General features: G+C 49.4%; 45 protein-coding genes. 38 read left to right on the top strand and 7 right to left on the bottom strand.

The genetic code is table 11. The features are described from left to right. The first annotated feature begins 26 nt into the window (after positions 1–26). On the top strand, positions 27–503 hold the full coding sequence (gene bfr / locus A1SC_RS08200) for a bacterioferritin (RefSeq protein WP_000675514.1): 477 nt from the start codon (positions 27–29) through the stop codon (positions 501–503). On the opposite strand, the gene A1SC_RS08205 is transcribed toward bfr, so the two are convergent. After that, positions 500–967, bottom strand: a complete 468-nt coding sequence (locus tag A1SC_RS08205; RefSeq protein WP_000340140.1) for a prepilin peptidase — start codon at positions 965–967, stop codon at positions 500–502. The genes bfr and A1SC_RS08205 overlap by 4 nt on opposite strands. A 378-nt stretch (positions 968–1,345) precedes the next feature. Between A1SC_RS08205 and rpsJ the strand changes: the two genes are divergently transcribed. The 31 genes from rpsJ (at position 1,346) to arfA (ending at position 16,188) form a co-directional block, all read left to right on the top strand. After that, positions 1,346–1,657, top strand: coding sequence for a 30S ribosomal protein S10 (rpsJ, locus tag A1SC_RS08210; RefSeq protein ID WP_001181004.1), 312 nt, complete (start codon positions 1,346–1,348; stop codon positions 1,655–1,657). 32 nt (positions 1,658–1,689) lie between these two features. Next, on the top strand, positions 1,690–2,319 hold the full coding sequence (gene rplC, locus A1SC_RS08215) for a 50S ribosomal protein L3 (RefSeq protein WP_000579833.1): 630 nt from the start codon (positions 1,690–1,692) through the stop codon (positions 2,317–2,319). A 10-nt stretch (positions 2,320–2,329) separates the two neighbouring features. After that, complete coding sequence (gene rplD, locus A1SC_RS08220; RefSeq protein ID WP_000424395.1) at positions 2,330–2,935, top strand: 50S ribosomal protein L4; 606 nt, start codon at positions 2,330–2,332, stop codon at positions 2,933–2,935. After that, positions 2,932–3,234 carry a 50S ribosomal protein L23 gene (rplW, locus tag A1SC_RS08225; RefSeq protein ID WP_000617544.1) on the top strand — a complete coding sequence of 101 codons (303 nt, stop codon included), beginning with the start codon at positions 2,932–2,934 and terminating at the stop codon, positions 3,232–3,234. The genes rplD and rplW overlap by 4 nt, the downstream gene beginning before the upstream one ends. Before the next feature lie 17 nt (positions 3,235–3,251). After that, a complete protein-coding gene (gene rplB / locus A1SC_RS08230; RefSeq protein ID WP_000301864.1) occupies positions 3,252–4,073 on the top strand; it encodes a 50S ribosomal protein L2 in 822 nt (273 codons plus the stop codon). A gap of 16 nt (positions 4,074–4,089) precedes the next feature. Next, positions 4,090–4,368, top strand: a complete 279-nt coding sequence (gene rpsS / locus A1SC_RS08235; RefSeq protein WP_001138117.1) for a 30S ribosomal protein S19 — start codon at positions 4,090–4,092, stop codon at positions 4,366–4,368. A gap of 14 nt (positions 4,369–4,382) precedes the next feature. Further along, positions 4,383–4,715 carry a 50S ribosomal protein L22 gene (gene rplV / locus A1SC_RS08240; protein WP_000447529.1) on the top strand — a complete coding sequence of 111 codons (333 nt, stop codon included), beginning with the start codon at positions 4,383–4,385 and terminating at the stop codon, positions 4,713–4,715. 17 nt (positions 4,716–4,732) lie between these two features. Next, positions 4,733–5,434 carry a 30S ribosomal protein S3 gene (rpsC, locus tag A1SC_RS08245; protein WP_000529945.1) on the top strand — a complete coding sequence of 234 codons (702 nt, stop codon included), beginning with the start codon at positions 4,733–4,735 and terminating at the stop codon, positions 5,432–5,434. Positions 5,435–5,446: 12 nt separating this feature from the next. Beyond that, positions 5,447–5,857, top strand: a complete 411-nt coding sequence (rplP, locus tag A1SC_RS08250) for a 50S ribosomal protein L16 (RefSeq protein WP_000941212.1) — start codon at positions 5,447–5,449, stop codon at positions 5,855–5,857. Next, complete coding sequence (gene rpmC / locus A1SC_RS08255) at positions 5,857–6,048, top strand: 50S ribosomal protein L29 (RefSeq protein ID WP_000644742.1); 192 nt, start codon at positions 5,857–5,859, stop codon at positions 6,046–6,048. The genes rplP and rpmC overlap by 1 nt, the downstream gene beginning before the upstream one ends. Continuing rightward, the gene (gene rpsQ / locus A1SC_RS08260; protein WP_000130100.1) at positions 6,048–6,302 is read left to right on the top strand and encodes a 30S ribosomal protein S17; all 255 of its coding nucleotides are present in this window, start codon (positions 6,048–6,050) and stop codon (positions 6,300–6,302) included. The genes rpmC and rpsQ overlap by 1 nt, the downstream gene beginning before the upstream one ends. A 164-nt stretch (positions 6,303–6,466) precedes the next feature. Further along, on the top strand, positions 6,467–6,838 hold the full coding sequence (gene rplN, locus A1SC_RS08265; protein ID WP_000613955.1) for a 50S ribosomal protein L14: 372 nt from the start codon (positions 6,467–6,469) through the stop codon (positions 6,836–6,838). Positions 6,839–6,848: 10 nt separating this feature from the next. Beyond that, complete coding sequence (gene rplX, locus A1SC_RS08270; RefSeq protein WP_000729185.1) at positions 6,849–7,163, top strand: 50S ribosomal protein L24; 315 nt, start codon at positions 6,849–6,851, stop codon at positions 7,161–7,163. Positions 7,164–7,177: 14 nt separating this feature from the next. Continuing rightward, positions 7,178–7,717: a 50S ribosomal protein L5 gene (gene rplE, locus A1SC_RS08275; RefSeq protein ID WP_001096200.1), complete on the top strand. Its 540-nt coding sequence runs from the start codon at positions 7,178–7,180 to the stop codon at positions 7,715–7,717. 14 nt (positions 7,718–7,731) lie between these two features. Next, positions 7,732–8,037 (top strand): 30S ribosomal protein S14, encoded by a 306-nt coding sequence (gene rpsN, locus A1SC_RS08280; protein ID WP_001118930.1) that lies wholly within the window; start codon positions 7,732–7,734, stop codon positions 8,035–8,037. Positions 8,038–8,070: 33 nt separating this feature from the next. Then, complete coding sequence (gene rpsH, locus A1SC_RS08285; RefSeq protein ID WP_000062611.1) at positions 8,071–8,463, top strand: 30S ribosomal protein S8; 393 nt, start codon at positions 8,071–8,073, stop codon at positions 8,461–8,463. A 12-nt stretch (positions 8,464–8,475) separates the two neighbouring features. Beyond that, complete coding sequence (gene rplF / locus A1SC_RS08290; RefSeq protein WP_000091945.1) at positions 8,476–9,009, top strand: 50S ribosomal protein L6; 534 nt, start codon at positions 8,476–8,478, stop codon at positions 9,007–9,009. A 9-nt stretch (positions 9,010–9,018) separates the two neighbouring features. After that, positions 9,019–9,372 carry a 50S ribosomal protein L18 gene (gene rplR, locus A1SC_RS08295; protein WP_000358960.1) on the top strand — a complete coding sequence of 118 codons (354 nt, stop codon included), beginning with the start codon at positions 9,019–9,021 and terminating at the stop codon, positions 9,370–9,372. A gap of 14 nt (positions 9,373–9,386) precedes the next feature. Next, a complete protein-coding gene (gene rpsE / locus A1SC_RS08300; RefSeq protein WP_000940122.1) occupies positions 9,387–9,890 on the top strand; it encodes a 30S ribosomal protein S5 in 504 nt (167 codons plus the stop codon). A gap of 3 nt (positions 9,891–9,893) precedes the next feature. Further along, on the top strand, positions 9,894–10,073 hold the full coding sequence (rpmD, locus tag A1SC_RS08305) for a 50S ribosomal protein L30 (RefSeq protein WP_001140433.1): 180 nt from the start codon (positions 9,894–9,896) through the stop codon (positions 10,071–10,073). 3 nt (positions 10,074–10,076) lie between these two features. Then, positions 10,077–10,511 (top strand): 50S ribosomal protein L15, encoded by a 435-nt coding sequence (gene rplO, locus A1SC_RS08310; protein WP_001238917.1) that lies wholly within the window; start codon positions 10,077–10,079, stop codon positions 10,509–10,511. Between the two features lie 7 nt (positions 10,512–10,518). Continuing rightward, on the top strand, positions 10,519–11,850 hold the full coding sequence (secY, locus tag A1SC_RS08315) for a preprotein translocase subunit SecY (protein ID WP_001118864.1): 1,332 nt from the start codon (positions 10,519–10,521) through the stop codon (positions 11,848–11,850). Between the two features lie 31 nt (positions 11,851–11,881). After that, entirely contained in the window at positions 11,882–11,998 is a 117-nt protein-coding gene (gene rpmJ / locus A1SC_RS08320; protein WP_000868187.1) for a 50S ribosomal protein L36, read from the top strand. Between the two features lie 146 nt (positions 11,999–12,144). Next, positions 12,145–12,501, top strand: coding sequence for a 30S ribosomal protein S13 (gene rpsM, locus A1SC_RS08325; protein ID WP_000090775.1), 357 nt, complete (start codon positions 12,145–12,147; stop codon positions 12,499–12,501). A 16-nt stretch (positions 12,502–12,517) separates the two neighbouring features. Beyond that, positions 12,518–12,907: a 30S ribosomal protein S11 gene (gene rpsK / locus A1SC_RS08330; protein WP_001029684.1), complete on the top strand. Its 390-nt coding sequence runs from the start codon at positions 12,518–12,520 to the stop codon at positions 12,905–12,907. 33 nt (positions 12,908–12,940) lie between these two features. Next, positions 12,941–13,561, top strand: coding sequence for a 30S ribosomal protein S4 (gene rpsD, locus A1SC_RS08335; RefSeq protein ID WP_000135224.1), 621 nt, complete (start codon positions 12,941–12,943; stop codon positions 13,559–13,561). Between the two features lie 25 nt (positions 13,562–13,586). After that, complete coding sequence (locus A1SC_RS08340; protein ID WP_001162094.1) at positions 13,587–14,576, top strand: DNA-directed RNA polymerase subunit alpha; 990 nt, start codon at positions 13,587–13,589, stop codon at positions 14,574–14,576. A 40-nt stretch (positions 14,577–14,616) separates the two neighbouring features. Then, positions 14,617–15,003: a 50S ribosomal protein L17 gene (gene rplQ / locus A1SC_RS08345; RefSeq protein WP_001216372.1), complete on the top strand. Its 387-nt coding sequence runs from the start codon at positions 14,617–14,619 to the stop codon at positions 15,001–15,003. Positions 15,004–15,109: 106 nt separating this feature from the next. After that, positions 15,110–15,478, top strand: a complete 369-nt coding sequence (locus tag A1SC_RS08350) for a DnaJ family domain-containing protein (protein ID WP_016262605.1) — start codon at positions 15,110–15,112, stop codon at positions 15,476–15,478. A 10-nt stretch (positions 15,479–15,488) separates the two neighbouring features. Next, the gene (gene zntR / locus A1SC_RS08355) at positions 15,489–15,914 is read left to right on the top strand and encodes a Zn(2+)-responsive transcriptional regulator (protein WP_000285595.1); all 426 of its coding nucleotides are present in this window, start codon (positions 15,489–15,491) and stop codon (positions 15,912–15,914) included. Between the two features lie 55 nt (positions 15,915–15,969). Beyond that, on the top strand, positions 15,970–16,188 hold the full coding sequence (arfA, locus tag A1SC_RS08360; protein WP_000092705.1) for an alternative ribosome-rescue factor ArfA: 219 nt from the start codon (positions 15,970–15,972) through the stop codon (positions 16,186–16,188). Here arfA and mscL read toward each other — a convergent pair. The 5 genes from mscL to def form a co-directional block, all read right to left on the bottom strand. Next, positions 16,185–16,595 (bottom strand): large-conductance mechanosensitive channel protein MscL, encoded by a 411-nt coding sequence (mscL, locus tag A1SC_RS08365; RefSeq protein WP_000022446.1) that lies wholly within the window; start codon positions 16,593–16,595, stop codon positions 16,185–16,187. The two genes, arfA and mscL, sit on opposite strands and share 4 nt — an antisense overlap. 129 nt (positions 16,596–16,724) lie before the next feature. After that, positions 16,725–18,101, bottom strand: a complete 1,377-nt coding sequence (gene trkA / locus A1SC_RS08370; RefSeq protein ID WP_000691382.1) for a Trk system potassium transporter TrkA — start codon at positions 18,099–18,101, stop codon at positions 16,725–16,727. A gap of 21 nt (positions 18,102–18,122) precedes the next feature. Beyond that, positions 18,123–19,412, bottom strand: coding sequence for a 16S rRNA (cytosine(967)-C(5))-methyltransferase RsmB (gene rsmB / locus A1SC_RS08375; protein WP_000744787.1), 1,290 nt, complete (start codon positions 19,410–19,412; stop codon positions 18,123–18,125). A gap of 51 nt (positions 19,413–19,463) precedes the next feature. Next, positions 19,464–20,411, bottom strand: coding sequence for a methionyl-tRNA formyltransferase (fmt, locus tag A1SC_RS08380; protein WP_016249270.1), 948 nt, complete (start codon positions 20,409–20,411; stop codon positions 19,464–19,466). 14 nt (positions 20,412–20,425) lie between these two features. Further along, positions 20,426–20,935: a peptide deformylase gene (gene def, locus A1SC_RS08385; RefSeq protein ID WP_000114984.1), complete on the bottom strand. Its 510-nt coding sequence runs from the start codon at positions 20,933–20,935 to the stop codon at positions 20,426–20,428. 131 nt (positions 20,936–21,066) lie between these two features. On the opposite strand from def, the gene dprA reads away from it, so the two are divergent. From dprA to A1SC_RS08415, 6 genes are read left to right on the top strand one after another with little or no spacing between them, the layout of a single operon-like run. After that, positions 21,067–22,191: a DNA-protecting protein DprA gene (gene dprA / locus A1SC_RS08390; protein ID WP_000228572.1), complete on the top strand. Its 1,125-nt coding sequence runs from the start codon at positions 21,067–21,069 to the stop codon at positions 22,189–22,191. Continuing rightward, positions 22,163–22,636: a DUF494 family protein Smg gene (gene smg, locus A1SC_RS08395; protein WP_000460672.1), complete on the top strand. Its 474-nt coding sequence runs from the start codon at positions 22,163–22,165 to the stop codon at positions 22,634–22,636. Before dprA ends, smg begins: the two co-directional genes overlap by 29 nt. Positions 22,637–22,664: 28 nt before the next feature. Next, positions 22,665–23,207, top strand: a complete 543-nt coding sequence (locus tag A1SC_RS08400) for a DNA topoisomerase family protein (RefSeq protein ID WP_001517199.1) — start codon at positions 22,665–22,667, stop codon at positions 23,205–23,207. Positions 23,208–23,211: 4 nt separating this feature from the next. Then, positions 23,212–23,784 (top strand): L-threonylcarbamoyladenylate synthase type 1 TsaC, encoded by a 573-nt coding sequence (gene tsaC, locus A1SC_RS08405; protein ID WP_016249269.1) that lies wholly within the window; start codon positions 23,212–23,214, stop codon positions 23,782–23,784. Positions 23,785–23,788: 4 nt separating this feature from the next. After that, positions 23,789–24,607, top strand: a complete 819-nt coding sequence (gene aroE, locus A1SC_RS08410) for a shikimate dehydrogenase (RefSeq protein ID WP_024214633.1) — start codon at positions 23,789–23,791, stop codon at positions 24,605–24,607. Beyond that, complete coding sequence (locus A1SC_RS08415; protein WP_001070589.1) at positions 24,604–24,861, top strand: DUF1488 family protein; 258 nt, start codon at positions 24,604–24,606, stop codon at positions 24,859–24,861. Before aroE ends, A1SC_RS08415 begins: the two co-directional genes overlap by 4 nt. Here the strand turns inward: A1SC_RS08415 and A1SC_RS08420 are convergent. Continuing rightward, the gene (locus A1SC_RS08420) at positions 24,837–25,391 is read right to left on the bottom strand and encodes a gamma carbonic anhydrase family protein (RefSeq protein WP_016262603.1); all 555 of its coding nucleotides are present in this window, start codon (positions 25,389–25,391) and stop codon (positions 24,837–24,839) included. The two genes, A1SC_RS08415 and A1SC_RS08420, sit on opposite strands and share 25 nt — an antisense overlap. Between the last annotated feature and the right edge of the window lie 484 nt (positions 25,392–25,875).

Here is a 25,875-nt window from a genome sequence, read left to right as displayed (position 1 = left end):
AATAGTGGAAGCGGAGGGACTATAAAATGAAAGGTGATGTTAAAATCATAAATTATCTCAATAAACTATTGGGAAATGAGCTTGTCGCAATCAATCAGTATTTTCTTCATGCCCGGATGTTTAAAAACTGGGGCCTGATGCGCCTTAATGACGTCGAATACCATGAATCCATCGATGAGATGAAACACGCTGATAAATATATCGAGCGTATTTTATTCTTAGAAGGAATCCCCAATTTACAGGATCTGGGTAAGCTGGGAATAGGTGAAGATGTCGAAGAGATGCTGCAGTCCGACCTGCGTTTAGAGTTGGAAGGGGCAAAGGATCTTCGTGAGGCCATCGCCTACGCCGACAATGTCCGTGACTATGTCAGCCGCGATATGATGATCGAAATTCTTGCTGATGAAGAAGGCCATATTGACTGGCTAGAAACTGAACTTGATCTCATTGATAAAATAGGCCTACAGAATTACCTGCAATCACAAATTAAAGTTAATGATTAACTGCCCGTCAGCAGACTATCCCAGCCTACAACGAAACCCGCAGCCGCCAGAAATGGTCCGAAAGGCAGCGGGTTTTTTAATGATGCTTTTCCCCTCATGAGCACACCAATAACAACAGCTCCGCAGGCGAATGACGCAGCAAGAAAAACCAGCCGTGGCAGAAATGCCCATGTATGCCAGGCTCCGAGGGCTGCGAGAAACTTCACATCGCCATAGCCTAATCCTTCTTTATGGCGCAGTATGCGATAACCCCAGTAGATAATGGCGAATGCACCGTAACCGATAATGGCTCCCCATAACGCATCGGCTAAACCGCCAGGGTGACAAATTTGATAAAAAAGAAGCCCGGACCAGAGTAATGGGCAGGTAAACCTGTCAGGCAGCAAGCCATGTTTTGCATCATAGAAAAAAAGCAGGGACGATAAACAAATGTATAAAATCAGAAAAGGAAAGGTGGCATCCATAAAGCATCCTCTGTAAATGGAGTATCACCTTCGAATAAGTCCAGATAATCAGCAACAAAGAATTGCCGACTTTGTTAACCTGGTTCCGGCGAAAAATTCTCTCTTCACAACCTTACATATTTGGTGGAATGTAGTTCGCAATATGCTCACTACGATTAATTTCTACGCGATGCTTGCGTCAGGCTCAGATTTACGTATAATGCGCGGGCTTGTCGTAGTTGACAGCAGGTTCAATCTGAACCTCAGTTAGCTGATTTTGGCTACCTAACAATGCTCCCAATCGGGGAGCTACGTAAGAACGGTTACACTCTCCCATCAATCGTAATGGGTCTGAGGAGTAATCATTTTCGTTTATAAAATAATTGGAGCTCTGGTCTCATGCAGAACCAAAGAATCCGTATCCGCCTGAAAGCGTTTGATCATCGTCTGATCGATCAAGCAACCGCGGAAATCGTCGAGACTGCCAAGCGCACTGGTGCGCAGGTCCGTGGTCCGATCCCGCTGCCGACACGCAAAGAGCGCTTCACTGTTCTGATCTCTCCGCACGTCAACAAAGACGCGCGTGATCAGTACGAAATCCGTACTCACTTGCGTCTGGTTGACATCGTTGAGCCAACCGAGAAAACCGTTGATGCTCTGATGCGTCTGGATCTGGCTGCCGGTGTAGACGTGCAGATCAGCCTGGGTTAATCAGGTCATTGAGCGATTGAGAGGTTGAAACAATGATTGGTTTAGTCGGTAAAAAAGTGGGTATGACCCGTATCTTCACAGAAGACGGCGTTTCTATCCCAGTAACCGTAATCGAAGTTGAAGCAAACCGCGTTACTCAGGTTAAAGACCTGGCTAACGATGGCTACCGTGCTATTCAGGTAACCACCGGTGCTAAAAAAGCTAACCGTGTGACCAAGCCTGAAGCTGGCCACTTTGCTAAAGCTGGCGTAGAAGCTGGCCGTGGTCTGTGGGAATTCCGCCTGGCTGAAGGCGAAGAGTTCACTGTAGGTCAGAGCATTAGCGTTGAACTGTTTGCTGACGTTAAAAAAGTTGACGTAACTGGCACCTCTAAAGGTAAAGGTTTCGCAGGTACCGTTAAGCGCTGGAACTTCCGTACCCAGGATGCTACTCACGGTAACTCCTTGTCTCACCGCGTACCGGGTTCTATCGGTCAGAACCAGACTCCGGGCAAAGTGTTCAAAGGCAAGAAAATGGCAGGTCAGATGGGTAACGAACGTGTAACCGTTCAGAGCCTTGACGTAGTACGCGTTGACGCTGAGCGCAACCTGCTGCTGGTGAAAGGTGCTGTCCCGGGTGCAACCGGTAGCGACCTGATCGTTAAACCAGCTGTGAAGGCGTAAGGAGATAGCAATGGAATTAGTATTGAAAGACGCGCAGAGCGCGCTGACTGTTTCCGAAACTACCTTCGGTCGTGATTTCAACGAAGCGCTGGTTCACCAGGTTGTTGTTGCTTATGCAGCCGGTGCTCGTCAGGGTACTCGTGCTCAGAAGACTCGTGCTGAAGTAACTGGTTCCGGTAAAAAACCGTGGCGCCAGAAAGGCACCGGCCGTGCGCGTTCTGGTTCTATCAAGAGCCCGATTTGGCGTTCTGGTGGCGTGACCTTCGCTGCTCGTCCGCAGGACCACAGTCAAAAAGTTAACAAGAAGATGTACCGCGGCGCGCTGAAAAGCATCCTGTCCGAACTGGTACGTCAGGATCGTCTGATCGTTGTCGAGAAGTTCTCTGTAGAAGCACCGAAAACTAAGCTGCTGGCACAGAAACTGAAAGACATGGCTCTGGAAGATGTGCTGATCATCACCGGTGAGCTGGACGAGAACCTGTTCCTGGCTGCGCGCAACCTGCACAAGGTTGACGTACGCGATGCAACTGGTATCGACCCGGTTAGCCTGATCGCCTTCGACAAAGTCGTAATGACTGCTGATGCTGTTAAGCAAGTTGAGGAGATGCTGGCATGATTCGTGAAGAACGTCTGCTGAAGGTGCTGCGTGCACCGCACGTTTCTGAAAAAGCGTCTACTGCGATGGAAAAATCTAACACCATCGTGCTCAAAGTTGCTAAAGACGCGACCAAAGCAGAAATCAAAGCTGCTGTGCAGAAACTGTTTGAAGTCGAAGTCGAAGTCGTTAACACCCTGGTTGTTAAAGGGAAAGTTAAACGTCACGGACAGCGTATCGGTCGTCGTAGCGACTGGAAAAAAGCTTACGTCACCCTGAAAGAAGGCCAGAACCTGGACTTCGTTGGCGGCGCTGAGTAAGTCGGAGGAGTAATACAATGGCAGTTGTTAAATGTAAACCGACATCTCCGGGTCGTCGCCACGTTGTTAAAGTGGTTAACCCTGAGCTGCACAAGGGCAAACCTTTTGCTCCGTTGCTGGAAAAAAACAGCAAATCCGGTGGTCGTAACAACAATGGCCGTATCACCACTCGTCATATCGGTGGTGGCCACAAGCAGGCTTACCGTATTGTTGACTTCAAACGCAACAAAGACGGTATTCCGGCAGTTGTTGAACGTCTTGAGTACGATCCGAACCGTTCCGCGAACATCGCGCTGGTTCTGTACAAAGACGGTGAGCGCCGTTACATCCTGGCCCCTAAAGGCCTGAAAGCTGGCGACCAGATTCAGTCTGGCGTTGATGCTGCAATCAAACCAGGCAACACTCTGCCGATGCGCAACATCCCGGTTGGTTCTACTGTTCACAACGTAGAAATGAAACCAGGTAAAGGCGGTCAGCTGGCACGTTCCGCTGGTACTTACGTTCAGATCGTTGCTCGCGACGGTGCTTATGTCACCCTGCGTCTGCGTTCTGGTGAAATGCGTAAAGTAGAAGCAGACTGCCGCGCTACTCTGGGCGAAGTTGGCAATGCTGAGCATATGCTGCGCGTTCTGGGTAAAGCAGGTGCTGCACGCTGGCGTGGTGTTCGTCCTACCGTTCGCGGTACTGCGATGAACCCGGTAGACCACCCACATGGTGGTGGTGAAGGTCGTAACTTTGGTAAGCACCCGGTAACTCCGTGGGGCGTTCAGACCAAAGGTAAGAAGACCCGCAGCAACAAGCGTACTGATAAATTTATCGTACGTCGCCGTAGCAAATAATTTTAGAGGATAAGCCATGCCACGTTCTCTCAAGAAAGGTCCTTTTATTGACCTGCACTTGCTGAAGAAGGTAGAGAAAGCGGTGGAAAGCGGAGACAAGAAGCCCCTGCGCACTTGGTCCCGTCGTTCAACGATCTTTCCTAACATGATCGGTTTGACCATCGCTGTCCATAATGGTCGTCAGCACGTTCCGGTATTTGTAACCGACGAAATGGTTGGTCACAAACTGGGTGAATTCGCACCGACTCGTACTTATCGCGGCCATGCTGCTGATAAAAAAGCGAAAAAGAAATAAGGTAGGAGGAAGAGATGGAAACTATCGCTAAACATCGCCATGCTCGTTCTTCTGCTCAGAAGGTTCGCCTTGTTGCTGACCTGATTCGCGGTAAGAAAGTGTCGCAGGCTCTGGATATTCTGACCTACACCAACAAGAAAGCGGCTGTACTGGTCAAGAAAGTTCTGGAATCTGCCATTGCTAACGCTGAACACAACGATGGCGCTGACATTGACGATCTGAAAGTTACGAAAATTTTCGTAGACGAAGGCCCGAGCATGAAGCGCATTATGCCGCGTGCAAAAGGTCGTGCAGATCGCATCCTGAAGCGCACCAGCCACATCACTGTGGTTGTGTCCGATCGCTGAGACTCTGGAGACTAGCAATGGGTCAGAAAGTACATCCTAATGGTATTCGCCTGGGTATTGTAAAACCATGGAACTCTACCTGGTTTGCGAACACCAAAGAATTCGCTGACAACCTGGACAGCGATTTTAAAGTACGTCAGTACCTGACTAAGGAACTGGCTAAAGCGTCCGTATCTCGTATCGTTATCGAGCGTCCGGCTAAGAGCATCCGTGTAACCATTCACACTGCTCGCCCGGGTATCGTTATCGGTAAGAAAGGTGAAGACGTAGAAAAACTGCGTAAGGTCGTAGCGGACATCGCTGGCGTTCCTGCACAGATCAACATCGCCGAAGTTCGTAAGCCTGAACTGGACGCAAAACTGGTTGCTGACAGCATCACTTCTCAGCTGGAACGTCGCGTTATGTTCCGTCGTGCTATGAAGCGTGCTGTACAGAACGCAATGCGTCTGGGCGCTAAAGGTATCAAAGTTGAAGTTAGCGGCCGTCTGGGCGGCGCGGAAATCGCACGTACCGAATGGTACCGCGAAGGTCGCGTACCGCTGCACACTCTGCGTGCTGACATCGACTACAACACCTCCGAAGCGCACACCACTTACGGTGTAATCGGCGTTAAAGTGTGGATCTTCAAAGGCGAGATCCTGGGTGGTATGGCTGCTGTTGAACAACCGGAAAAACCGGCTGCTCAGCCTAAAAAGCAGCAGCGTAAAGGCCGTAAATAAGGAGCGTCGCTGATGTTACAACCAAAGCGTACAAAATTCCGTAAAATGCACAAAGGCCGTAACCGCGGTCTGGCGCAGGGTACGGATGTTAGCTTCGGCAGCTTCGGTCTGAAAGCTGTTGGCCGTGGTCGTCTGACTGCACGTCAGATCGAAGCAGCACGTCGTGCTATGACCCGTGCAGTTAAGCGTCAAGGTAAGATCTGGATCCGTGTGTTCCCGGACAAACCGATCACTGAAAAGCCGCTGGCAGTGCGTATGGGTAAAGGTAAAGGTAACGTGGAGTATTGGGTTGCCTTGATTCAGCCGGGTAAAGTCCTGTATGAAATGGACGGTGTTCCGGAAGAGCTGGCCCGTGAAGCATTCAAGCTGGCAGCAGCGAAACTGCCGATTAAAACCACCTTTGTAACTAAGACGGTGATGTAATGAAAGCAAAAGAGCTGCGTGAGAAGAGCGTTGAAGAGCTGAACACCGAGCTGCTGAACCTGCTGCGTGAGCAGTTCAACCTGCGTATGCAGGCTGCAAGTGGCCAGCTGCAACAGTCTCACCTGTTGAAGCAAGTGCGTCGCGATGTCGCACGCGTTAAGACTTTACTGACTGAGAAGGCGGGTGCGTAATGACCGATAAAATCCGTACTCTGCAAGGTCGCGTTGTTAGCGACAAAATGGAGAAATCCATTGTTGTTGCTATCGAACGTTTTGTGAAACACCCGATCTACGGTAAATTCATCAAGCGTACGACCAAACTGCACGTACATGACGAGAACAACGAATGCGGTATCGGTGACGTGGTTGAAATCCGCGAATGCCGTCCGCTGTCCAAGACCAAATCCTGGACGCTGGTTCGCGTTGTAGAGAAAGCGGTTCTGTAATACAGTACACTTTCTCGATACGAATAAACGGCTCAGCGATGAGCCGTTTATTTTTTCTACCCTTATCGTTGAAGCGGTGTTATAATGCCGCGCCCTCGATATGGGGCTTTTTAACGGCCTGATTTTCGGGTCTCAGTAGTAGTTGACATTAGCGGAGCACTAAAATGATCCAAGAACAGACTATGCTGAACGTCGCCGACAACTCCGGTGCACGTCGCGTAATGTGTATCAAGGTTCTGGGTGGCTCGCACCGTCGCTACGCAGGCGTAGGCGACATCATCAAGATCACCATCAAAGAAGCAATTCCGCGTGGTAAGGTCAAAAAAGGTGATGTGCTGAAGGCGGTAGTGGTGCGCACCAAGAAGGGTGTTCGTCGCCCGGACGGTTCTGTCATTCGCTTCGATGGTAATGCTTGTGTTCTTCTGAACAACAACAGCGAGCAGCCTATCGGTACGCGTATTTTTGGGCCGGTAACTCGTGAGCTTCGTAGTGAGAAGTTCATGAAAATTATCTCTCTGGCACCAGAAGTACTCTAAGGAGCGAATCATGGCAGCGAAGATCCGTCGTGATGACGAAGTTATCGTGTTAACCGGTAAAGATAAAGGTAAGCGCGGTAAAGTTAAGAATGTCCTGTCTTCCGGCAAGGTCATTGTTGAAGGTATCAACCTGGTTAAGAAACACCAGAAGCCAGTTCCGGCTCTGAACCAACCGGGTGGCATCGTTGAGAAAGAAGCCGCTATTCAGGTTTCCAACGTAGCAATCTTCAATGCGGCAACCGGCAAGGCTGACCGTGTAGGCTTTAGATTCGAAGACGGTAAAAAAGTCCGTTTCTTCAAGTCTAACAGCGAAACTATCAAGTAATTTGGAGTAGTACGATGGCGAAACTGCATGATTACTACAAAGACGAAGTAGTTAAAAAACTCATGACTGAGTTTAACTACAATTCTGTCATGCAAGTCCCTCGGGTCGAGAAGATCACCCTGAACATGGGTGTTGGTGAAGCGATCGCTGACAAAAAACTGCTGGATAACGCAGCAGCAGACCTGGCAGCAATCTCCGGTCAAAAACCGCTGATCACCAAAGCACGCAAATCTGTTGCAGGCTTCAAAATCCGTCAGGGCTATCCGATCGGCTGTAAAGTAACTCTGCGTGGCGAACGCATGTGGGAGTTCTTTGAGCGCCTGATCACTATTGCTGTACCGCGTATCCGTGACTTCCGTGGCTTGTCCGCTAAGTCTTTCGACGGTCGTGGTAACTACAGCATGGGTGTCCGTGAGCAGATCATCTTCCCAGAAATCGACTACGATAAAGTCGACCGCGTTCGTGGTTTGGATATTACCATTACCACTACTGCGAAATCTGACGAAGAAGGCCGTGCTCTGCTGGCTGCCTTTGACTTCCCGTTCCGCAAGTAAGGTAGGGTTACTAAATGGCTAAGCAATCAATGAAAGCACGCGAAGTAAAACGCGTAGCTTTAGCTGATAAATACTTCGCGAAACGCGCTGAACTGAAAGCGATCATCTCTGATGTGAACGCTTCCGACGAAGATCGTTGGAATGCTGTTCTCAAGCTGCAGACTCTGCCGCGTGATTCCAGCCCGTCTCGTCAGCGTAACCGCTGCCGTCAAACAGGTCGTCCGCATGGTTTCCTGCGGAAGTTCGGGTTGAGCCGTATTAAGGTCCGTGAAGCCGCTATGCGCGGTGAAATCCCGGGTCTGAAAAAGGCTAGCTGGTAATTGTCACCAATTGAATCACGGGAGTAAAGACAGATGAGCATGCAAGATCCGATCGCGGATATGCTGACCCGTATCCGTAACGGTCAGGCCGCGAACAAAGCTGCGGTCACCATGCCTTCCTCCAAGCTGAAAGTGGCAATCGCCAACGTGCTGAAGGAAGAAGGTTTTATTGAAGATTTTAAAGTTGAAGGCGACACCAAGCCTGAACTGGAACTGACTCTTAAGTATTTCCAGGGCAAAGCTGTTGTAGAAAGCATTCAGCGTGTCAGCCGCCCAGGTCTGCGCATCTATAAACGTAAAGATGAGCTGCCGAAAGTTATGGCGGGTCTGGGTATCGCAGTTGTTTCTACCTCTAAAGGTGTTATGACTGATCGTGCAGCGCGCCAGGCTGGTCTTGGTGGCGAAATTATCTGCTACGTAGCCTAATCGGAGGAAAAAATGTCTCGTGTTGCTAAAGCACCGGTCGTTGTTCCTGCCGGCGTTGATGTAAAAATCAACGGTCAGGTTATTACGATCAAAGGTAAAAACGGCGAGCTGACTCGTACTCTCAACGATGCTGTTGAAGTTAAACATGCAGATAATACCCTGACCTTCGGTCCGCGTGATGGTTACGCAGACGGTTGGGCACAGGCTGGCACTGCGCGTGCCCTGCTGAACTCAATGGTTATCGGTGTTACCGAAGGCTTCACTAAGAAGCTGCAGCTGGTTGGTGTAGGTTATCGTGCAGCGGTTAAAGGCAATGTGATTAACCTGTCTCTGGGTTTCTCTCATCCTGTTGACCATCAGCTGCCTGCGGGTATCACTGCTGAATGTCCGACTCAGACTGAAATCGTGCTGAAAGGCGCTGATAAGCAGGTGATCGGCCAGGTTGCAGCGGATCTGCGCGCCTACCGTCGTCCTGAGCCTTATAAAGGCAAGGGTGTTCGTTACGCCGACGAAGTCGTGCGTACCAAAGAGGCTAAGAAGAAGTAAGGTAACACTATGGATAAGAAATCTGCTCGTATCCGTCGTGCGACCCGCGCACGCCGCAAGCTCCAGGAGCTGGGCGCAACTCGCCTGGTGGTACATCGTACCCCGCGTCACATTTACGCACAGGTAATTGCACCGAACGGTTCTGAAGTTCTGGTAGCTGCTTCTACTGTAGAAAAAGCTATCGCTGAACAACTGAAGTACACCGGTAACAAAGACGCGGCTGCAGCTGTGGGTAAAGCTGTCGCTGAACGCGCTCTGGAAAAAGGCATCAAAGATGTATCCTTTGACCGTTCCGGGTTCCAATATCATGGTCGTGTCCAGGCACTGGCAGATGCTGCCCGTGAAGCTGGCCTTCAGTTCTAAGGTAGAGGTGTAAGATGGCTCACATCGAAAAACAAGCTGGCGAACTGCAGGAAAAGCTGATCGCGGTAAACCGCGTATCTAAAACCGTTAAAGGTGGTCGTATTTTCTCCTTCACAGCTCTGACTGTAGTAGGCGATGGTAACGGTCGCGTTGGTTTTGGTTACGGTAAAGCGCGTGAAGTTCCAGCAGCGATCCAGAAAGCGATGGAAAAAGCCCGTCGCAATATGATTAACGTCGCGCTGAATAACGGCACTCTGCAGCACCCTGTTAAAGGTGTTCATACGGGTTCTCGCGTATTCATGCAGCCGGCTTCCGAAGGTACTGGTATCATTGCCGGTGGTGCAATGCGCGCCGTTCTGGAAGTCGCTGGAGTTCATAACGTTCTGGCTAAAGCATATGGTTCTACCAACCCGATCAACGTGGTTCGTGCAACTATTGATGGCCTGGAAAATATGAGTTCTCCAGAAATGGTCGCTGCCAAGCGTGGTAAATCCGTTGAAGAAATTCTGGGGAAATAAACCATGGCAAAGACTATTAAAATTACTCAAACCCGCAGTGCAATCGGTCGTCTGCCGAAACACAAGGCAACGCTGCTTGGCCTGGGTCTGCGTCGTATTGGTCACACCGTAGAGCGCGAGGATACTCCTGCTATTCGCGGTATGATCAACGCGGTTTCCTTCATGGTTAAAGTTGAGGAGTAAGAGATGCGTTTAAATACTCTGTCTCCGGCCGAAGGCTCCAAAAAGGCGGGTAAACGCCTGGGTCGTGGTATCGGTTCTGGCCTCGGTAAAACCGGTGGTCGTGGTCACAAAGGTCAGAAGTCTCGTTCTGGCGGTGGCGTACGTCGCGGTTTTGAGGGTGGTCAGATGCCTCTGTACCGTCGTCTGCCGAAATTCGGCTTCACTTCTCGTAAAGCAGCGATTACAGCCGAAGTTCGTCTGTCTGACCTGGCTAAAGTAGAAGGCGGTGTTGTAGACCTGAATACGCTGAAAGCGGCTAACATTATCGGTATCCAGATCGAGTTCGCGAAAGTGATCCTGGCTGGTGAAGTTACAACTCCGGTAACTGTTCGTGGCCTGCGTGTTACTAAAGGCGCTCGTGCTGCTATCGAAGCTGCTGGCGGTAAAATCGAGGAATAAGTAGCAGATGGCTAAACAACCGGGATTAGATTTTCAAAGTGCCAAAGGTGGCTTAGGCGAGCTGAAACGCAGACTGCTGTTTGTTATCGGTGCGCTGATTGTGTTCCGTATTGGCTCTTTCATTCCGATCCCTGGTATTGATGCCGCTGTACTTGCCAAACTGCTTGAGCAACAGCGAGGCACCATCATTGAAATGTTCAACATGTTCTCTGGTGGTGCTCTCAGCCGTGCTTCTATCTTTGCTCTGGGTATTATGCCGTACATTTCGGCATCAATTATTATCCAGTTGCTGACGGTGGTCCATCCAACGCTGGCAGAAATTAAGAAAGAAGGGGAGTCTGGTCGTCGTAAGATCAGCCAGTACACCCGCTACGGTACTCTGGTGCTGGCAATATTTCAGTCGATCGGTATTGCTACCGGTCTTCCGAATATGCCTGGTATGCAAGGCCTGGTTATGAATCCGGGCTTTGCATTCTACTTCACCGCTGTTGTAAGTCTGGTCACAGGAACAATGTTCCTGATGTGGTTGGGTGAACAGATTACTGAACGTGGTATCGGCAACGGTATCTCAATCATTATCTTCGCCGGTATTGTCGCGGGACTCCCGCCAGCCATTGCCCATACTATCGAGCAAGCGCGTCAAGGCGACCTGCACTTCCTCGTGTTGCTGTTGGTTGCAGTATTAGTATTTGCAGTGACGTTCTTTGTTGTATTTGTTGAGCGTGGCCAACGCCGCATTGTGGTAAACTACGCGAAACGTCAGCAGGGTCGTCGTGTCTATGCTGCACAGAGCACACATTTACCGCTGAAAGTGAATATGGCGGGGGTAATCCCGGCAATCTTCGCTTCCAGTATTATTCTGTTCCCGGCAACCATTGCGTCATGGTTCGGGGGCGGTACTGGTTGGAACTGGCTGACAACAATTTCGCTGTATTTGCAGCCTGGGCAACCGCTTTATGTGTTACTCTATGCGTCTGCAATCATCTTCTTCTGTTTCTTCTACACGGCGTTGGTTTTCAACCCGCGTGAAACAGCAGATAACCTGAAGAAGTCCGGTGCATTTGTACCAGGAATTCGTCCGGGAGAGCAAACGGCGAAGTATATCGATAAAGTAATGACCCGCCTGACCTTGGTTGGTGCGCTGTACATTACCTTTATCTGCCTGATCCCGGAGTTCATGCGTGATGCAATGAAAGTACCGTTCTACTTCGGTGGAACATCACTGCTTATCGTTGTTGTCGTGATTATGGACTTTATGGCTCAAGTGCAAACTCTGATGATGTCCAGTCAGTATGAGTCTGCATTGAAGAAGGCGAACCTGAAAGGCTACGGCCGTTAATTGGGCGCCCGAGAAGTTACGGAGAGTAAAAATGAAAGTTCGTGCTTCCGTCAAGAAATTATGCCGTAACTGCAAAATCGTTAAGCGTGATGGTGTCATCCGTGTGATTTGCAGTGCCGAGCCGAAGCATAAACAGCGCCAAGGCTGATTTATTCGCATATTTTTCTTGCAAAGTTGGGTTGAGCTGGCTAGATTAGCCAGCCAATCTTTTGTATGTCTGTGCGTTTCCATTTGAGTATCCTGAAAACGGGCTTTTCAGCATGGAACGTACATATTAAATAGTAGGAGTGCATAGTGGCCCGTATAGCAGGCATTAACATTCCTGATCATAAGCATGCCGTAATCGCATTAACTTCGATTTATGGCGTCGGCAAGACCCGTTCCAAAGCCATCCTGGCTGCAGCGGGTATCGCTGAAGATGTTAAGATCAGTGAGCTGTCTGAAGGACAAATCGACACGCTGCGTGACGAAGTTGCCAAATTTGTCGTTGAAGGTGATCTGCGCCGTGAAATCAGCATGAGCATCAAGCGCCTGATGGATCTTGGTTGCTATCGCGGTTTGCGTCATCGTCGTGGTCTCCCGGTTCGCGGTCAGCGTACCAAGACCAACGCACGTACCCGTAAGGGTCCGCGCAAACCGATCAAGAAATAATCGGGGTGATTGAATAATGGCAAAGGCACCAATTCGTGCACGTAAACGTGTAAGAAAACAAGTCTCTGACGGCGTGGCTCATATCCATGCTTCTTTCAACAACACCATCGTGACTATCACTGATCGTCAGGGTAACGCGTTGGGTTGGGCAACTGCCGGTGGTTCCGGTTTCCGTGGTTCTCGCAAATCCACTCCGTTTGCAGCTCAGGTTGCAGCAGAGCGTTGCGCTGACGCCGTGAAAGAATACGGCATCAAGAATCTGGAAGTTATGGTTAAAGGTCCGGGTCCAGGCCGCGAATCTACTATTCGTGCTCTGAACGCCGCAGGTTTCCGCATCACTAACATTACTGATGTGACTCCGATCCCTCATAACGGTTGTCGTCCGCCGAAAAAACGTCGCGTATAACGCTTCGTTTTCCAGGTTTGTTGGAGAAAGAAAATGGCAAGATATTTGGGTCCTAAGCTCAAGCTGAGCCGTCGTGAGGGCACCGACTTATTCCTTAAGTCTGGCGTTCGCGCGATCGATACCAAGTGTAAAATTGAACAAGCTCCTGGCCAGCACGGTGCGCGTAAACCGCGTCTGTCTGACTATGGTGTGCAGTTGCGTGAAAAGCAAAAAGTTCGCCGTATCTATGGTGTGCTGGAGCGTCAGTTCCGTAACTACTATAAAGAAGCAGCACGTCTGAAAGGCAACACCGGTGAAAACCTGTTGGCTCTGCTGGAAGGTCGTCTGGACAACGTTGTATACCGTATGGGCTTCGGTGCCACTCGTGCAGAAGCACGTCAGCTGGTTAGCCACAAAGCAATTATGGTAAACGGTCGTGTTGTTAACATCGCTTCTTATCAGGTTAGTCCGAATGACGTTGTAAGCATTCGTGAGAAAGCGAAGAAGCAGTCTCGCGTGAAAGCCGCTCTGGAGCTGGCTGAGCAGCGTGAAAAGCCAACCTGGCTGGAAGTTGATGCTGGCAAGATGGAAGGTACGTTTAAGCGTAAGCCGGAGCGTTCTGATCTGTCTGCGGACATTAACGAACACCTGATCGTCGAGCTTTACTCCAAGTAAAGCTTAGTACCAAAGAGAGGACACAATGCAGGGTTCTGTGACAGAGTTTCTAAAACCGCGCCTGGTTGATATCGAGCAAGTGAGTTCGACGCACGCCAAGGTGACCCTTGAGCCTTTAGAGCGTGGCTTTGGCCATACTCTGGGTAACGCACTGCGCCGTATTCTGCTCTCATCGATGCCGGGTTGCGCGGTGACCGAGGTTGAGATTGATGGTGTACTACATGAGTACAGCACCAAAGAAGGCGTTCAGGAAGATATCCTGGAAATCCTGCTCAACCTGAAAGGGCTGGCGGTGAGAGTTCAGGGCAAAGATGAAGTTATTCTTACCTTGAATAAATCTGGCATTGGCCCTGTGACTGCAGCCGATATCACCCACGACGGTGATGTCGAAATCGTCAAGCCGCAGCACGTGATCTGCCACCTGACCGATGAGAACGCGTCTATTAGCATGCGTATCAAAGTTCAGCGCGGTCGTGGTTATGTGCCGGCTTCTACCCGAATTCATTCGGAAGAAGATGAGCGCCCAATCGGCCGTCTGCTGGTCGACGCATGCTACAGCCCTGTAGAGCGTATTGCCTACAATGTTGAAGCAGCGCGTGTAGAACAGCGTACCGACCTGGACAAGCTGGTCATCGAAATGGAAACCAACGGCACAATCGATCCTGAAGAGGCGATTCGTCGTGCGGCAACCATTCTGGCTGAACAACTGGAAGCTTTCGTTGACTTACGTGATGTACGTCAGCCGGAAGTGAAAGAAGAGAAACCAGAATTCGATCCGATCCTGCTGCGCCCTGTTGACGATCTGGAATTGACTGTCCGCTCTGCTAACTGCCTTAAAGCAGAAGCTATCCACTATATCGGTGATCTGGTACAGCGTACCGAGGTTGAGCTTCTTAAAACGCCTAACCTTGGTAAAAAATCTCTTACTGAGATTAAAGACGTGCTGGCTTCCCGTGGACTGTCTCTGGGCATGCGCCTGGAAAACTGGCCACCGGCAAGCATCGCTGACGAGTAACCGGATCACAGGTTAAGGTTTTACTGAGAAGGATAAGGTCATGCGCCATCGTAAGAGTGGTCGTCAACTGAACCGCAACAGCAGCCATCGCCAGGCTATGTTCCGCAATATGGCAGGTTCACTGGTTCGTCATGAAATCATCAAGACGACTCTGCCTAAAGCGAAAGAGCTGCGCCGCGTAGTTGAGCCGCTGATTACTCTTGCCAAGACTGATAGCGTAGCTAATCGTCGTCTGGCATTCGCCCGTACTCGTGATAACGAGATCGTGGCAAAACTGTTTAACGAGCTGGGCCCGCGTTTCGCGAGCCGCGCCGGTGGTTACACTCGCATTCTGAAGTGTGGCTTCCGTGCAGGCGACAACGCGCCGATGGCATACATCGAGCTGGTTGATCGTTCTGAATCGAAAGCAGAAGCTGCTGCAGAGTAATCTGAAGCAACGTAAAAAAACCCGCCCCGGCGGGTTTTTTTATACCCGTCGCATCCCCACTTATCTACAATAGCTGTACTCTTTTTGTTCATCCCCTGGAGTATTTATGTGGTTACTTGACCAGTGGGCAGAGCACCATATATCAGAAGCGCAAGCGAAAGGTGAGTTTGATAACCTACCAGGTAGCGGCGAACCATTGATACTGGATGATGATTCCCATGTGCCACCGGAATTACGTGCGGGGTATCGCTTGTTGAAGAATGCCGGTTGTTTACCGCCAGAACTTGAGCAGCGGAGGGAAGCAATTCAGCTTCTGGATATTCTTAAAAGCATTCGTCAGGACGATCCACAATATCAGGAAGTTAGCCGCAGGTTATCTTTGCTAGAGTTAAAACTGCGACAAGCAGGTTTGAGCACAGAATTTTTACATGGCGAATATGCAGGTAAGCTTCTGAATAAAATTAATGACAACTGAGAGAGCGTTTATGTATCGCATTGGTGAGCTGGCAAAATTGGCGGAAGTGACGCCTGACACTATTCGTTATTATGAAAAGCAGCAGATGATGGATCATGAAGTACGTACCGAAGGTGGTTTTCGTCTTTATACCGAAAGCGATCTCCGACGTTTGAAATTTATTCGCCATGCCAGACAGCTCGGTTTTAGTCTTGAGTCGATCCGTGAGTTGTTGTCGATCCGTATCGATCCTGAACATCATACCTGCCAGGAATCAAAAGGCATTGTGCAGGAAAGACTACAGGAAGTGGAAGCACGAATAGCTGAGTTGCAGAGTATGCAACGTTCACTGCAACGACTTAATGATGCCTGCTGCGGAACAGCCCATAGCAGCGTTTATTGCTCAATTCTCGAAGCTCTTGAGCAAGGTGCAAGTGGTGTGAAAACAGGCTGTTGATTTATTGCACTGGCAGGATTACACTCGCGCGGTTAAATAACCAACAGGAGTTTTTATGAGTCGATATCAGCATACTAAAGGGCAGATAAAGGATAATGCGATTGAAGCATTACTGCATGATCCCTTGTTCAGACAACGAGTTGAGAAAAATAAGAAAGGGAAAGGAAGTTACATGCGTAAAGGCAAACAGGGTAACCGGAATAACTGGGAGGCCAGTGGCAAGAAAGTAAATCACTTTTTTACCACTGGCCTTCTGCTTTCAGGCATTTGTTAAGAGCGGTTATTTTGCTCTTTCAACAAATCGCGAATCTCTGTCAGTAACACTTCTTCTTTAGTTGGTGCTGGTGCCGCTGCCGGTTCTTCTTTTTTACGATTCAGTTTGTTGATTAGCTTAATCGCCATAAAGATGGCAAAGGCAACAATCAGAAAATCAAATACGTTTTGAATGAAGACACCGTAATGCATGACAACAGCGGGTACATCCCCCTGCGCATCGCGTAACGTGACAGCAAACTGTTTAAAGTCGATCCCACCAATTAACAAACCTAGCGGCGGCATGATGATATCGGCAACCAGTGAAGAGACAATCTTACCGAAGGCCGCACCGATAATGACACCCACAGCCAAATCCACCACATTCCCGCGCATCGCAAATTCGCGAAATTCTTTAATAATGCTCATCTTATTCTCCCTATGAAGCTGACATTTATAAGTCTAACAAATGTTAAGCCATTTTCCTGTCAGGAATGAATTTAATTAAACCTTGAAAAACAAAAGGAAATAATAAGGCGCCACAAGACGCCTCATGAATTACAAGAAGAAAGGGCTTGGCTGGAAGAGGCGTTCAACGTCGGTAATAAACTTTTTATCTGTCAGGAACATAATCACGTGATCGCCTTGCTCAATGCGCAAATTATCATTGGCTATCATGACATCATTTCCACGAACCACAGCACCGATAATTGTTCCCGGCGGCAGTTTAATTTCATCTATAACCCTACCGACAACACGAGAAGTACTTTCATCCCCGTGAGCAACGGCTTCAATAGCTTCAGCTACACCGCGGCGTAATGAGGAAACACCAACGATATCTGCTTTTCGTACGTGACTGAGTAGCGCAGAAATGGTTGCCTGTTGCGGTGAAATCGCAATATCGATCACGCTTCCTTGAACCAGATCCACATAAGCGCGACGCTGGATCAACACCATTACCTTTTTCGCACCCATGCGTTTAGCAAGCATGGCCGACATGATATTGGCCTCGTCATCGTTGGTGACGGCGATGAACAGATCAACTTGATCAATATGTTCTTCGGCCAACAGTTCTTGATCTGATGCATCACCAAAAAAGACGATCGTATTTTGCAATTTTTCTGCCAGCTCGGCGGCACGTTGCTGATTACGTTCGATGAGTTTGACGCTGTAATCTTTTTCCAGTCGACGCGCCAACCCGGCACCGATATTACCGCCACCAACCAACATAATGCGTTTATACGGTTTTTCCAGGCGCTGTAATTCACTCATCACTGCGCGGATATGTTGCGAAGCGGCAATAAAGAACACTTCATCGCCAGCTTCAACGATGGTTGATCCTTGTGGACGAATGGGGCGATCGTGACGGAAGATGGCCGCTACACGGGTATCGATATGTGGCATATGCTCGCGCATGGTCGAAAGCGCATTACCAATCAGCGGGCCGCCATAATAGGCTTTGACTACTGCCAGGCTGACTTTGCCTTCTGCGAAGTTCACCACCTGTAATGCGCCGGGATATTCAATCAGCCGGTAAATATTATCGATAACCAACTGCTCTGGTGCTATCAGATGATCAATTGGTACAGCGTCTGAATGAAAGAGCTTATCGGCATCCCGGACGTAATCTGGTGAACGGATGCGAGCGATACGGTTAGGGGTGTTGAAAAGCGAGTAGGCTACCTGACAGGCAACCATATTGGTTTCATCTGAACTGGTTACTGCAACCAGCATATCGGCGTCATCGGCACCGGCCTCTCGCAAGACCCGTGGGTGAGAGCCATGACCCTGAACGACTCGCAGGTCAAATTTATCCTGCAAGGTCCGCAGACGCTCACCATTGGTATCGACAACGGTAATATCGTTATTTTCGCCTACCAGGTTTTCCGCCAGCGTGCCACCAACCTGGCCGGCACCCAGAATGATAATTTTCATCAGTCGCGACCCGTTATCTCATCACTTTTTAATTAGCTTAGCGTAAAAGAAGCCGTCACCTTCTTCGGCGTCGGGCAGATTTTGTTTACCCGGTTGCTCTGGTGTTCCTGTTTCGCAAAGCATTGCATCTTCAGTGCGTTGCAGGAAGGCTTTAATCTGTTGGCTATTCTCTTCCGGTAACACCGAACAGGTGGCATAAACTAGCGTTCCACCTGATTTTAGATGCGGCCAGACGGCATCGAGGATTTCTGCCTGTAACTGAGCCAGTTCGGCAATATCGCGATCGCGACGCAGCCATTTTATATCCGGATGGCGACGAATCACACCGGTAGCGGAACAAGGTGCATCTAATAAAATGCGATCGAACTGTTGGCTACCACACCATTGTGCAGGATAGCGACCATCACCTTGTTTCACGGTTGCCTTCATACCGAGACGTTTTAAATTGTCGTAAACGCGAGAGAGGCGCTGTTCGTCAATATCAACCGCCAGAACTTGCGCTTCTGGTGCCACCTCAAGGATATGCGTTGTTTTACCGCCGGGGGCGGCGCAGAGGTCTAAAATATTCTCACCGTTTTGTGGATCCAGATAAGTTACGCAACCTTGCGCCGATGCATCCTGAACGGTGATCCATCCTTCTTCAAAACCGGGTAGTGCATGAACAGGCGTGGGTGTTTCCAGGCGTACTGCATCCAGGTAAACCGCATGTGGGAAGCCGTTCATGCCAGCTTCTTCCAGAAGTGCAATCCAGCTATCGCGGGAATGATGTGTACGGTTAACGCGTAGCCACATTGGCGGGCGTTGGTTATTGGCTTCGACGATGGATTGCCACTGCTCTGGATATGCTTTTTGCAGACGTTTTAATAGCCAGGATGGATGCAGATAGCGCGCATCACTGGCATTAAACTCAGCTAATAACTCATCTTGCTGACGTTGGAACTGGCGTAACACGCCATTAATCAACCCCTTAAGTTGTGGACGCTTAATTGCGACTGCGCCTTCAACCGTTTCGGCCAACGCGGCATGAGGTGGAATACGGGTATAAAGCAGTTGATACAAACCAACCATAATCAGGTAATGCACGGTTCGCTGTTTGCCAGTCATTGGACGGGCCATTAACTTATTAATCAGCCAGTCTAACTGTGAGAGCGTACGCAGTACGCCAAAACACAACTCCTGCAGAAGTGCTTTATCTTTATCAGAAACTTTTTGCTGGAGCGGTGGCAGAATGTTGCTTAATGATTGCCCTTGCTCAACGACTTGTTCAACGGCCTGGGCCGCCATGCTACGTAAATTACGTTGTTTTTTCATAAGTATAAAAATAAAAATGCCCGGCAAGACCGGGCTTAGAAGAGTGGACTATCAGGCCAGACGGTTGCCCGGAACAAACCATTCCCGACGAGAATTCAGGAGGTCTTGTGCGCTCATCGCTTTCTTACCCGCAGGTTGTAACGAGAGCAGGTTCAGGATTCCATCACCGGTTGCAACCTGGATACCTTGTTTGTTGGCTTCAAGGATCGTTCCTGGCGCAGCTTTGGTCGTCGTATCAATGACCGACGCTTTCCAGACCTTAACAGGCTGGTCTTCAATTTCCAGCCAGCTCATCGGCCAGGGATTGAAAGCACGAATGCAGCGTTCAAGCTGCGCTGCTGAAAGCGACCAGTCAATACGCGCTTCTTCTTTACTCAACTTTTCGGCGTAAGTGACAAGTGTTTCGTCCTGAACCTCCGGTTTTGCCGTGCCGTCTGCCAGTTGTTTCAGCGTGGCGATAAGCCCTTGTGGACCAAGCCCTGCCAGTTTGTCATACAACGTACCACTAGTATCTTCTGTGGTAATCGGGCAGGAGAGCTTATAGAGCATGTCGCCAGTGTCTAAACCGACATCCATTTGCATAATCGTTACGCCGGTTTCTGCATCGCCCGCCCACAGCGAGCGTTGAATCGGGGCGGCACCGCGCCAGCGTGGCAGCAACGAACCATGAACATTGATGCAACCTAAACGCGGCATCTCCAGCACGGCTTTGGGCAGAATCAGACCATAGGCAACGACAACCATGACATCAGCCTGCAGATCAGCGACCAGTTGCTGGTTTTCTTGTGGACGCAGGGAGACGGGCTGAAAAACGGGTAGACCTTTTTCTTCAGCCAGAACTTTGACCGGGCTGGGCATTAGTTTTTTACCGCGTCCTGCCGGTCGGTCTGGTTGGGTGAATACGCCAACGACGTTATGGCCAGAAGACAACAGCGCGTCGAGATGACGCGCTGCAAAGTCAGGTGTACCCGCAAAAATAATACGTAGTGATTCTGACACGTTAGTTCTTATCCTTAAGCCCGGGCTTTCAGACGATCCAGTTTTTCAACTTTCTGACGAATACGTTGTTGTTTCAGCGGTGACAGATAATCCATAAACAGTTTGCCAACCAAGTGATCCATCTCGTGCTGAATACAGATTGCCAACAGACCGTCTGCTTCCAGTTCGAATGGTTTACCGTCGCGGTCCAGGGCGCGAATTTTAACTTTCTCTGCGCGCGGTACTAAAGCTCGTTGTTCAGGGATCGACAGGCAACCTTCTTCAATGCCTGTTTCGCCGCTTTTTTCTAAAAGCTCCGGATTGATTAATACCAACCGTTCGTCGCGGTTTTCCGAAACATCAATAACAATGATACGTTGGTGGATATCAACCTGGGTTGCTGCCAGGCCAATACCTTCCTCTGCGTACATCGTCTCGAACATATCATCGACGATACGCTGAATTTCTGCATTCACTTCTTCTACCGGTTTAGCAACTTTGCGAAGCCGCTCGTCCGGAATATGTAACACTTGCAAAACTGACATAAATCTCCAGAGATGTGTTCAGGAGTTAGAAAGATTATTTCTTCTATTCTAGACAAATCCCCCTCTGATTGACAGCATCACTGACCAATCGCAAAGATTGCTAAGGCTGCTTATGGCAGGGGATGATAAGGATGGTCGACACAGAAATTTGGCTGCGTCTGATGAGTGTGAGTACCTTGTACGGCGATGATATGGTTCGTATTGCTCACTGGTTGGTAGAACAGCCGCATATTGATGCTGTTGTATTGCAGCAAACAGGACTTTCATTGCGGCAGGCACAACGCTTTCTTTCATTTTCGCAGAAGAGTATCGAAAGTTCACGCCGTTGGCTGGAACAACCAAACCATCATTTAATCCCTGCGGACAGCGAATTTTATCCTCCTCAACTTCTTGCGACGACAGATTACCCCGGCGCACTGTTTGTTGCTGGAGAGTTGCACGCGTTGCAATCATTTCAGCTTGCCGTAGTGGGGAGTCGGGCACATTCATGGTATGGCGAACGCTGGGGGCGGCTGTTTTGCGAGTCGCTGGCGGTGCGAGGTGTAACAATTACCAGCGGGTTGGCGCGTGGAATTGATGGAGTGGCGCATAAAGCGGCATTGCAGGTGAATGGCGTCAGTATTGCTGTACTGGGGAATGGACTCAATACCATTCATCCTCGTCGCCATGCCCGACTGGCTACCAGTCTGCTTGAACATGGCGGCGCTCTCGTCTCGGAATTTCCTCTCGATGTTCCACCTCTTGCTTATAATTTTCCGCGAAGAAATCGCATTATAAGTGGTCTAAGTAAAGGGGTACTGGTGGTGGAAGCGGCTTTGCGCAGTGGTTCACTGGTGACTGCGCGTTGTGCGCTTGAGCAGGGGCGTGAAGTTTTTGCCTTACCCGGTCCATTAGGTAGCCCCGGTAGTGAAGGGCCCCATTGGCTCATTAAACAAGGTGCGATTCTTGTGACGGAACCGGAAGAAATTCTGGAAAATTTGCAATATGGATTGCACTGGTTGCCAGATGCTCCTGAAAATTCATTTTATTCACCAGATCACGAAGATGTGGCATTGCCATTTCCTGAGCTCCTGGCTAACGTAGGAGATGAGGTAACACCTGTTGACGTCGTCGCTGAACGTGCCGGCCAACCTGTGCCAGAGGTAGTTACTCAACTACTCGAACTGGAGTTAGCAGGGTGGATCGCAGCAGTACCCGGCGGCTATGTCCGATTGAGGAGGGCATGCCATGTTCGACGTACTAATGTATTTGTTTGAAACCTATATTCACACTGAAGCCGAGTTACGTGTGGATCAAGACAAACTTGAACAGGATCTTACCGACGCAGGATTCGATCGAGAAGATATCTACAATGCCCTGCTTTGGCTGGAAAAGCTTGCGGATTATCAGGAAGGATTGGCAGAGCCGATGCAACTGGCCTCTGATCCTCTTTCCATGCGTATTTACACCCCGGAAGAGTGTGAAAGACTGGATGCCAGTTGCCGTGGGTTCCTGCTTTTCCTCGAGCAGATTCAGGTGCTCAACCTTGAAACTCGTGAAATGGTGATAGAGCGAGTGCTCGCGCTGGATACCGCGGAGTTTGACCTGGAAGATCTGAAATGGGTGATCCTGATGGTGTTGTTCAACATTCCGGGCTGCGAAAATGCGTACCAGCAAATGGAAGAATTACTCTTTGAGGTGAATGAAGGTATGCTGCATTAATCATTTCTTTAATTCAGCATAAGTTGTTATGGCAAAATCAGCACTGTTCACGGTGCGTAATAATGAGTCCTGTCCAAAGTGTGGGGCTGAATTGGTTATTCGATCCGGGAAACATGGGCCGTTTCTCGGGTGTTCACAGTATCCGGCATGTGACTATGTCCGTCCCCTGAAATCATCTGCGGACGGCCATGTTGTCAAAGTTCTGGAGGGGCAGGTTTGCCCTGTATGTGACGCAAACCTTGTGTTACGTCAGGGGCGCTTCGGTATGTTTATTGGTTGCAGTAACTACCCTGAATGCGAGCATACCGAAATTATCGATAAACCGGACGAAACGACAATTACATGCCCTCAATGTCGGACGGGCCATCTGGTCCAGCGCCGCTCTCGTTATGGTAAAACGTTTCACTCCTGCGATCGCTACCCGGAGTGTCAATTTGCTATTAACTTCAAACCTATAGCCGGTGAGTGTCCTGAGTGTCACTATCCGCTACTCATCGAAAAGAAAACCGCGCAGGGTGTAAAACATTTCTGTGCCAGTAAACAATGTGGAAAGCCGGTTTCGGCGGAATAATAACGTGAATAATAACCTGCAAGAAGATGCTATCGCGACTGCGGTAGATGTCCTCAATGAAGAACGAGTCATCGCTTACCCAACGGAAGCCGTTTTCGGTGTCGGGTGTGATCCTGATAGTGAAACAGCAGTAATGCGACTGTTGGAGTTAAAACAGCGTCCGGTTGATAAGGGGCTGATTTTAATCGCGGCAAGTTACGAGCAGCTCAAACCTTATATTGATGACAGCATGCTGACGGACGCGCAGCGTGAAACCATTTTTTCTCGCTGGCCAGGTCCTGTCACCTTTGTCTTTCCCGCGTCTGCGGCAACGCCGCGCTGGTTGACAGGGTCCTTTGATTCGCTTGCTGTCCGAGTCACCGACCATCCGTTGGTGGTTGCTTTGTGCGAGGCTTATGGTAAACCGCTGGTTTCTACCAGTGCCAACTTGAGTGGGTTGCCGCCCTGTCGAACAGTAGAAGAAGTTCGCAGACAATTTGGTGCGGAGTTCCCGATTGTGCCAGGTGAAACGGGCGGTCGTTTAAATCCTTCAGAAATTCGCGATGCCCTGACGGGTGAACTGTTTCGACAGGGGTAACATGATGCAAACCTATGCTGTTTTTGGTAATCCGATAGCCCACAGCAAATCGCCATTCATTCATCAGCAATTTGCACAGCAACTGAATATTGAACATCCCTATGGACGCGTACTGGCGCCAATCAATGATTTCATCAACACATTGAATGCTTTCTTTAGTGCTGGTGGTAAAGGTGCGAATGTGACGGTGCCTTTTAAAGAAGAAGCTTTTGCCAGAGCAGATGAACTTACTGAGCGGGCGGCGTTGGCTGGGGCGGTTAATACACTCAAGCGGTTAGAAGATGGACGCCTGCTGGGTGACAATACTGATGGCGTAGGTTTGTTAAGCGATCTGGAACGCCTGTCTTTTATCCGCTCCGGCTTGCGTATTTTGCTCATTGGCGCTGGTGGGGCATCTCGGGGTGTATTACTGCCACTTCTTTCTCTGGATTGTGCGGTGACAATCACTAACCGAACGGTTTCTCGCGCGGAAGAGTTGGCTAAATTATTTGCGCATACTGGTAGTGTTCAGGCCTTGAGCATGGACGAACTGGAGGGGCACGAGTTCGATCTCATTATTAATGCGACATCCAGTGGTATTAGTGGCGATGTTCCGGCGATTCCGGAATCACTCATTCATCCAGGAATTAGTTGTTATGACATGTTCTACCAGAAAGGGAAAACGCCTTTTCTGGTATGGTGTGAGCAGCACGGTTCAAAGCGTAATGCTGATGGTTTAGGAATGCTGGTGGCGCAGGCAGCGCATGCTTTCCTTCTTTGGCATGGTGTTCTGCCCGACGTGGAACCGGTCATTAAACAATTGCAACAGGAGCTGTCCGCGTGAATCAGGCAATCCAGTTTCCAGACAGGGAAGAGTGGAGCGAGAGTAAAAAATGCGTATGTTTTCCTGCTATTGTGAATGGTATGCAATTGACTTGTGCGATTACTGGTGAGAGTCTGGCGCATCGTTTTGCCGGAGATACGCCAGAACATTGGTTAGCGAATTTTCGTCAACATCGCTGGGATCTGGAAGAAGAAGCTGAAAGCTTGATTCAGGATCAAGGCGAAGATGATCAAGGTTGGGTTTGGTTACCCTGATCCAGATACTCGTCTTTCCATTTCACGTAGTTATTAGCTGAATAGCGTAACGCAGATTTTTCTTCATCAGTTAACGGGCGGATCTGTTTGACGGGGCTACCGAGATACATATATCCGCTCTCCAGGCGTTTATTTTGTGGGACCAGACTACCCGCTCCAACCATCACATCATCTTCTATTACAGCGCCATCAAGTAAAATTGAGCCCATCCCAACCAGTACACGATTCCCAATGGTGCATCCATGAAGCATGACTTTATGCCCAACTGTAACATCATCCCCCACGATCAATGGATTACCTTGAGGATTGGCCGTCGATTTATGGGTCACGTGTAGGACACTGCCATCTTGTATATTCGTTCGGGTGCCAATCTGAACATAATTCACATCACCACGAATCACGACGAGCGGCCAGATCCCCACATCATCAGCCAGACGAACATCACCAATAACCACACTACTGCTGTCGATCATGACTCGTTGACCGATTTGTGGAAAAAGATCCCGGTATGGGCGTAGAGCGTCAGACATACTTACCTCAGCGAAAAATGATTTAACTATGACTTTGGGTGCTTTATTAGCCTTAAGCAAGTGTTTTGCTATGTAAAAATGCGCCATTTTGCATGCGAATGCAGCAAAAAGGCTGAAAAAACAACAAACAGAAAAAAAGATCAAAAAAGTACTTGTGCAAAAAAATGGGATCCCTATAATGCGCCTCCGTTGAGACGACAACGTGAAACACTTCACAAGATGGTCGGAACGACACGGAGAAAAATCCTGAAATTCAGGGTTGACTCTGAAAGAGGAAAGCGTAATATACGCCACCTCGCGACAGTGAGCTGAAAGCCGCGTCGCAACTGCTCTTTAACAATTTATCAGACAATCTGTGTGGGCACTCGAAGATACGGATTCTTAACGTCGCAAGACGCTAAATGAATACCAAGTCTCAAGAGTGAACACGTAATTCATTACGAAGTTTAATTCTTTGAGCATCAAACTTTTAAATTGAAGAGTT

The sequence above is a fragment of the Escherichia sp. KTE52 genome (genome assembly GCF_000408325.1).
Lineage (GTDB): Bacteria > Pseudomonadota > Gammaproteobacteria > Enterobacterales > Enterobacteriaceae > Escherichia > Escherichia marmotae.
The sequence above is the reverse complement of the archived record's forward strand: the minus strand, read 5'-3'. Positions and strand labels throughout refer to the sequence as shown.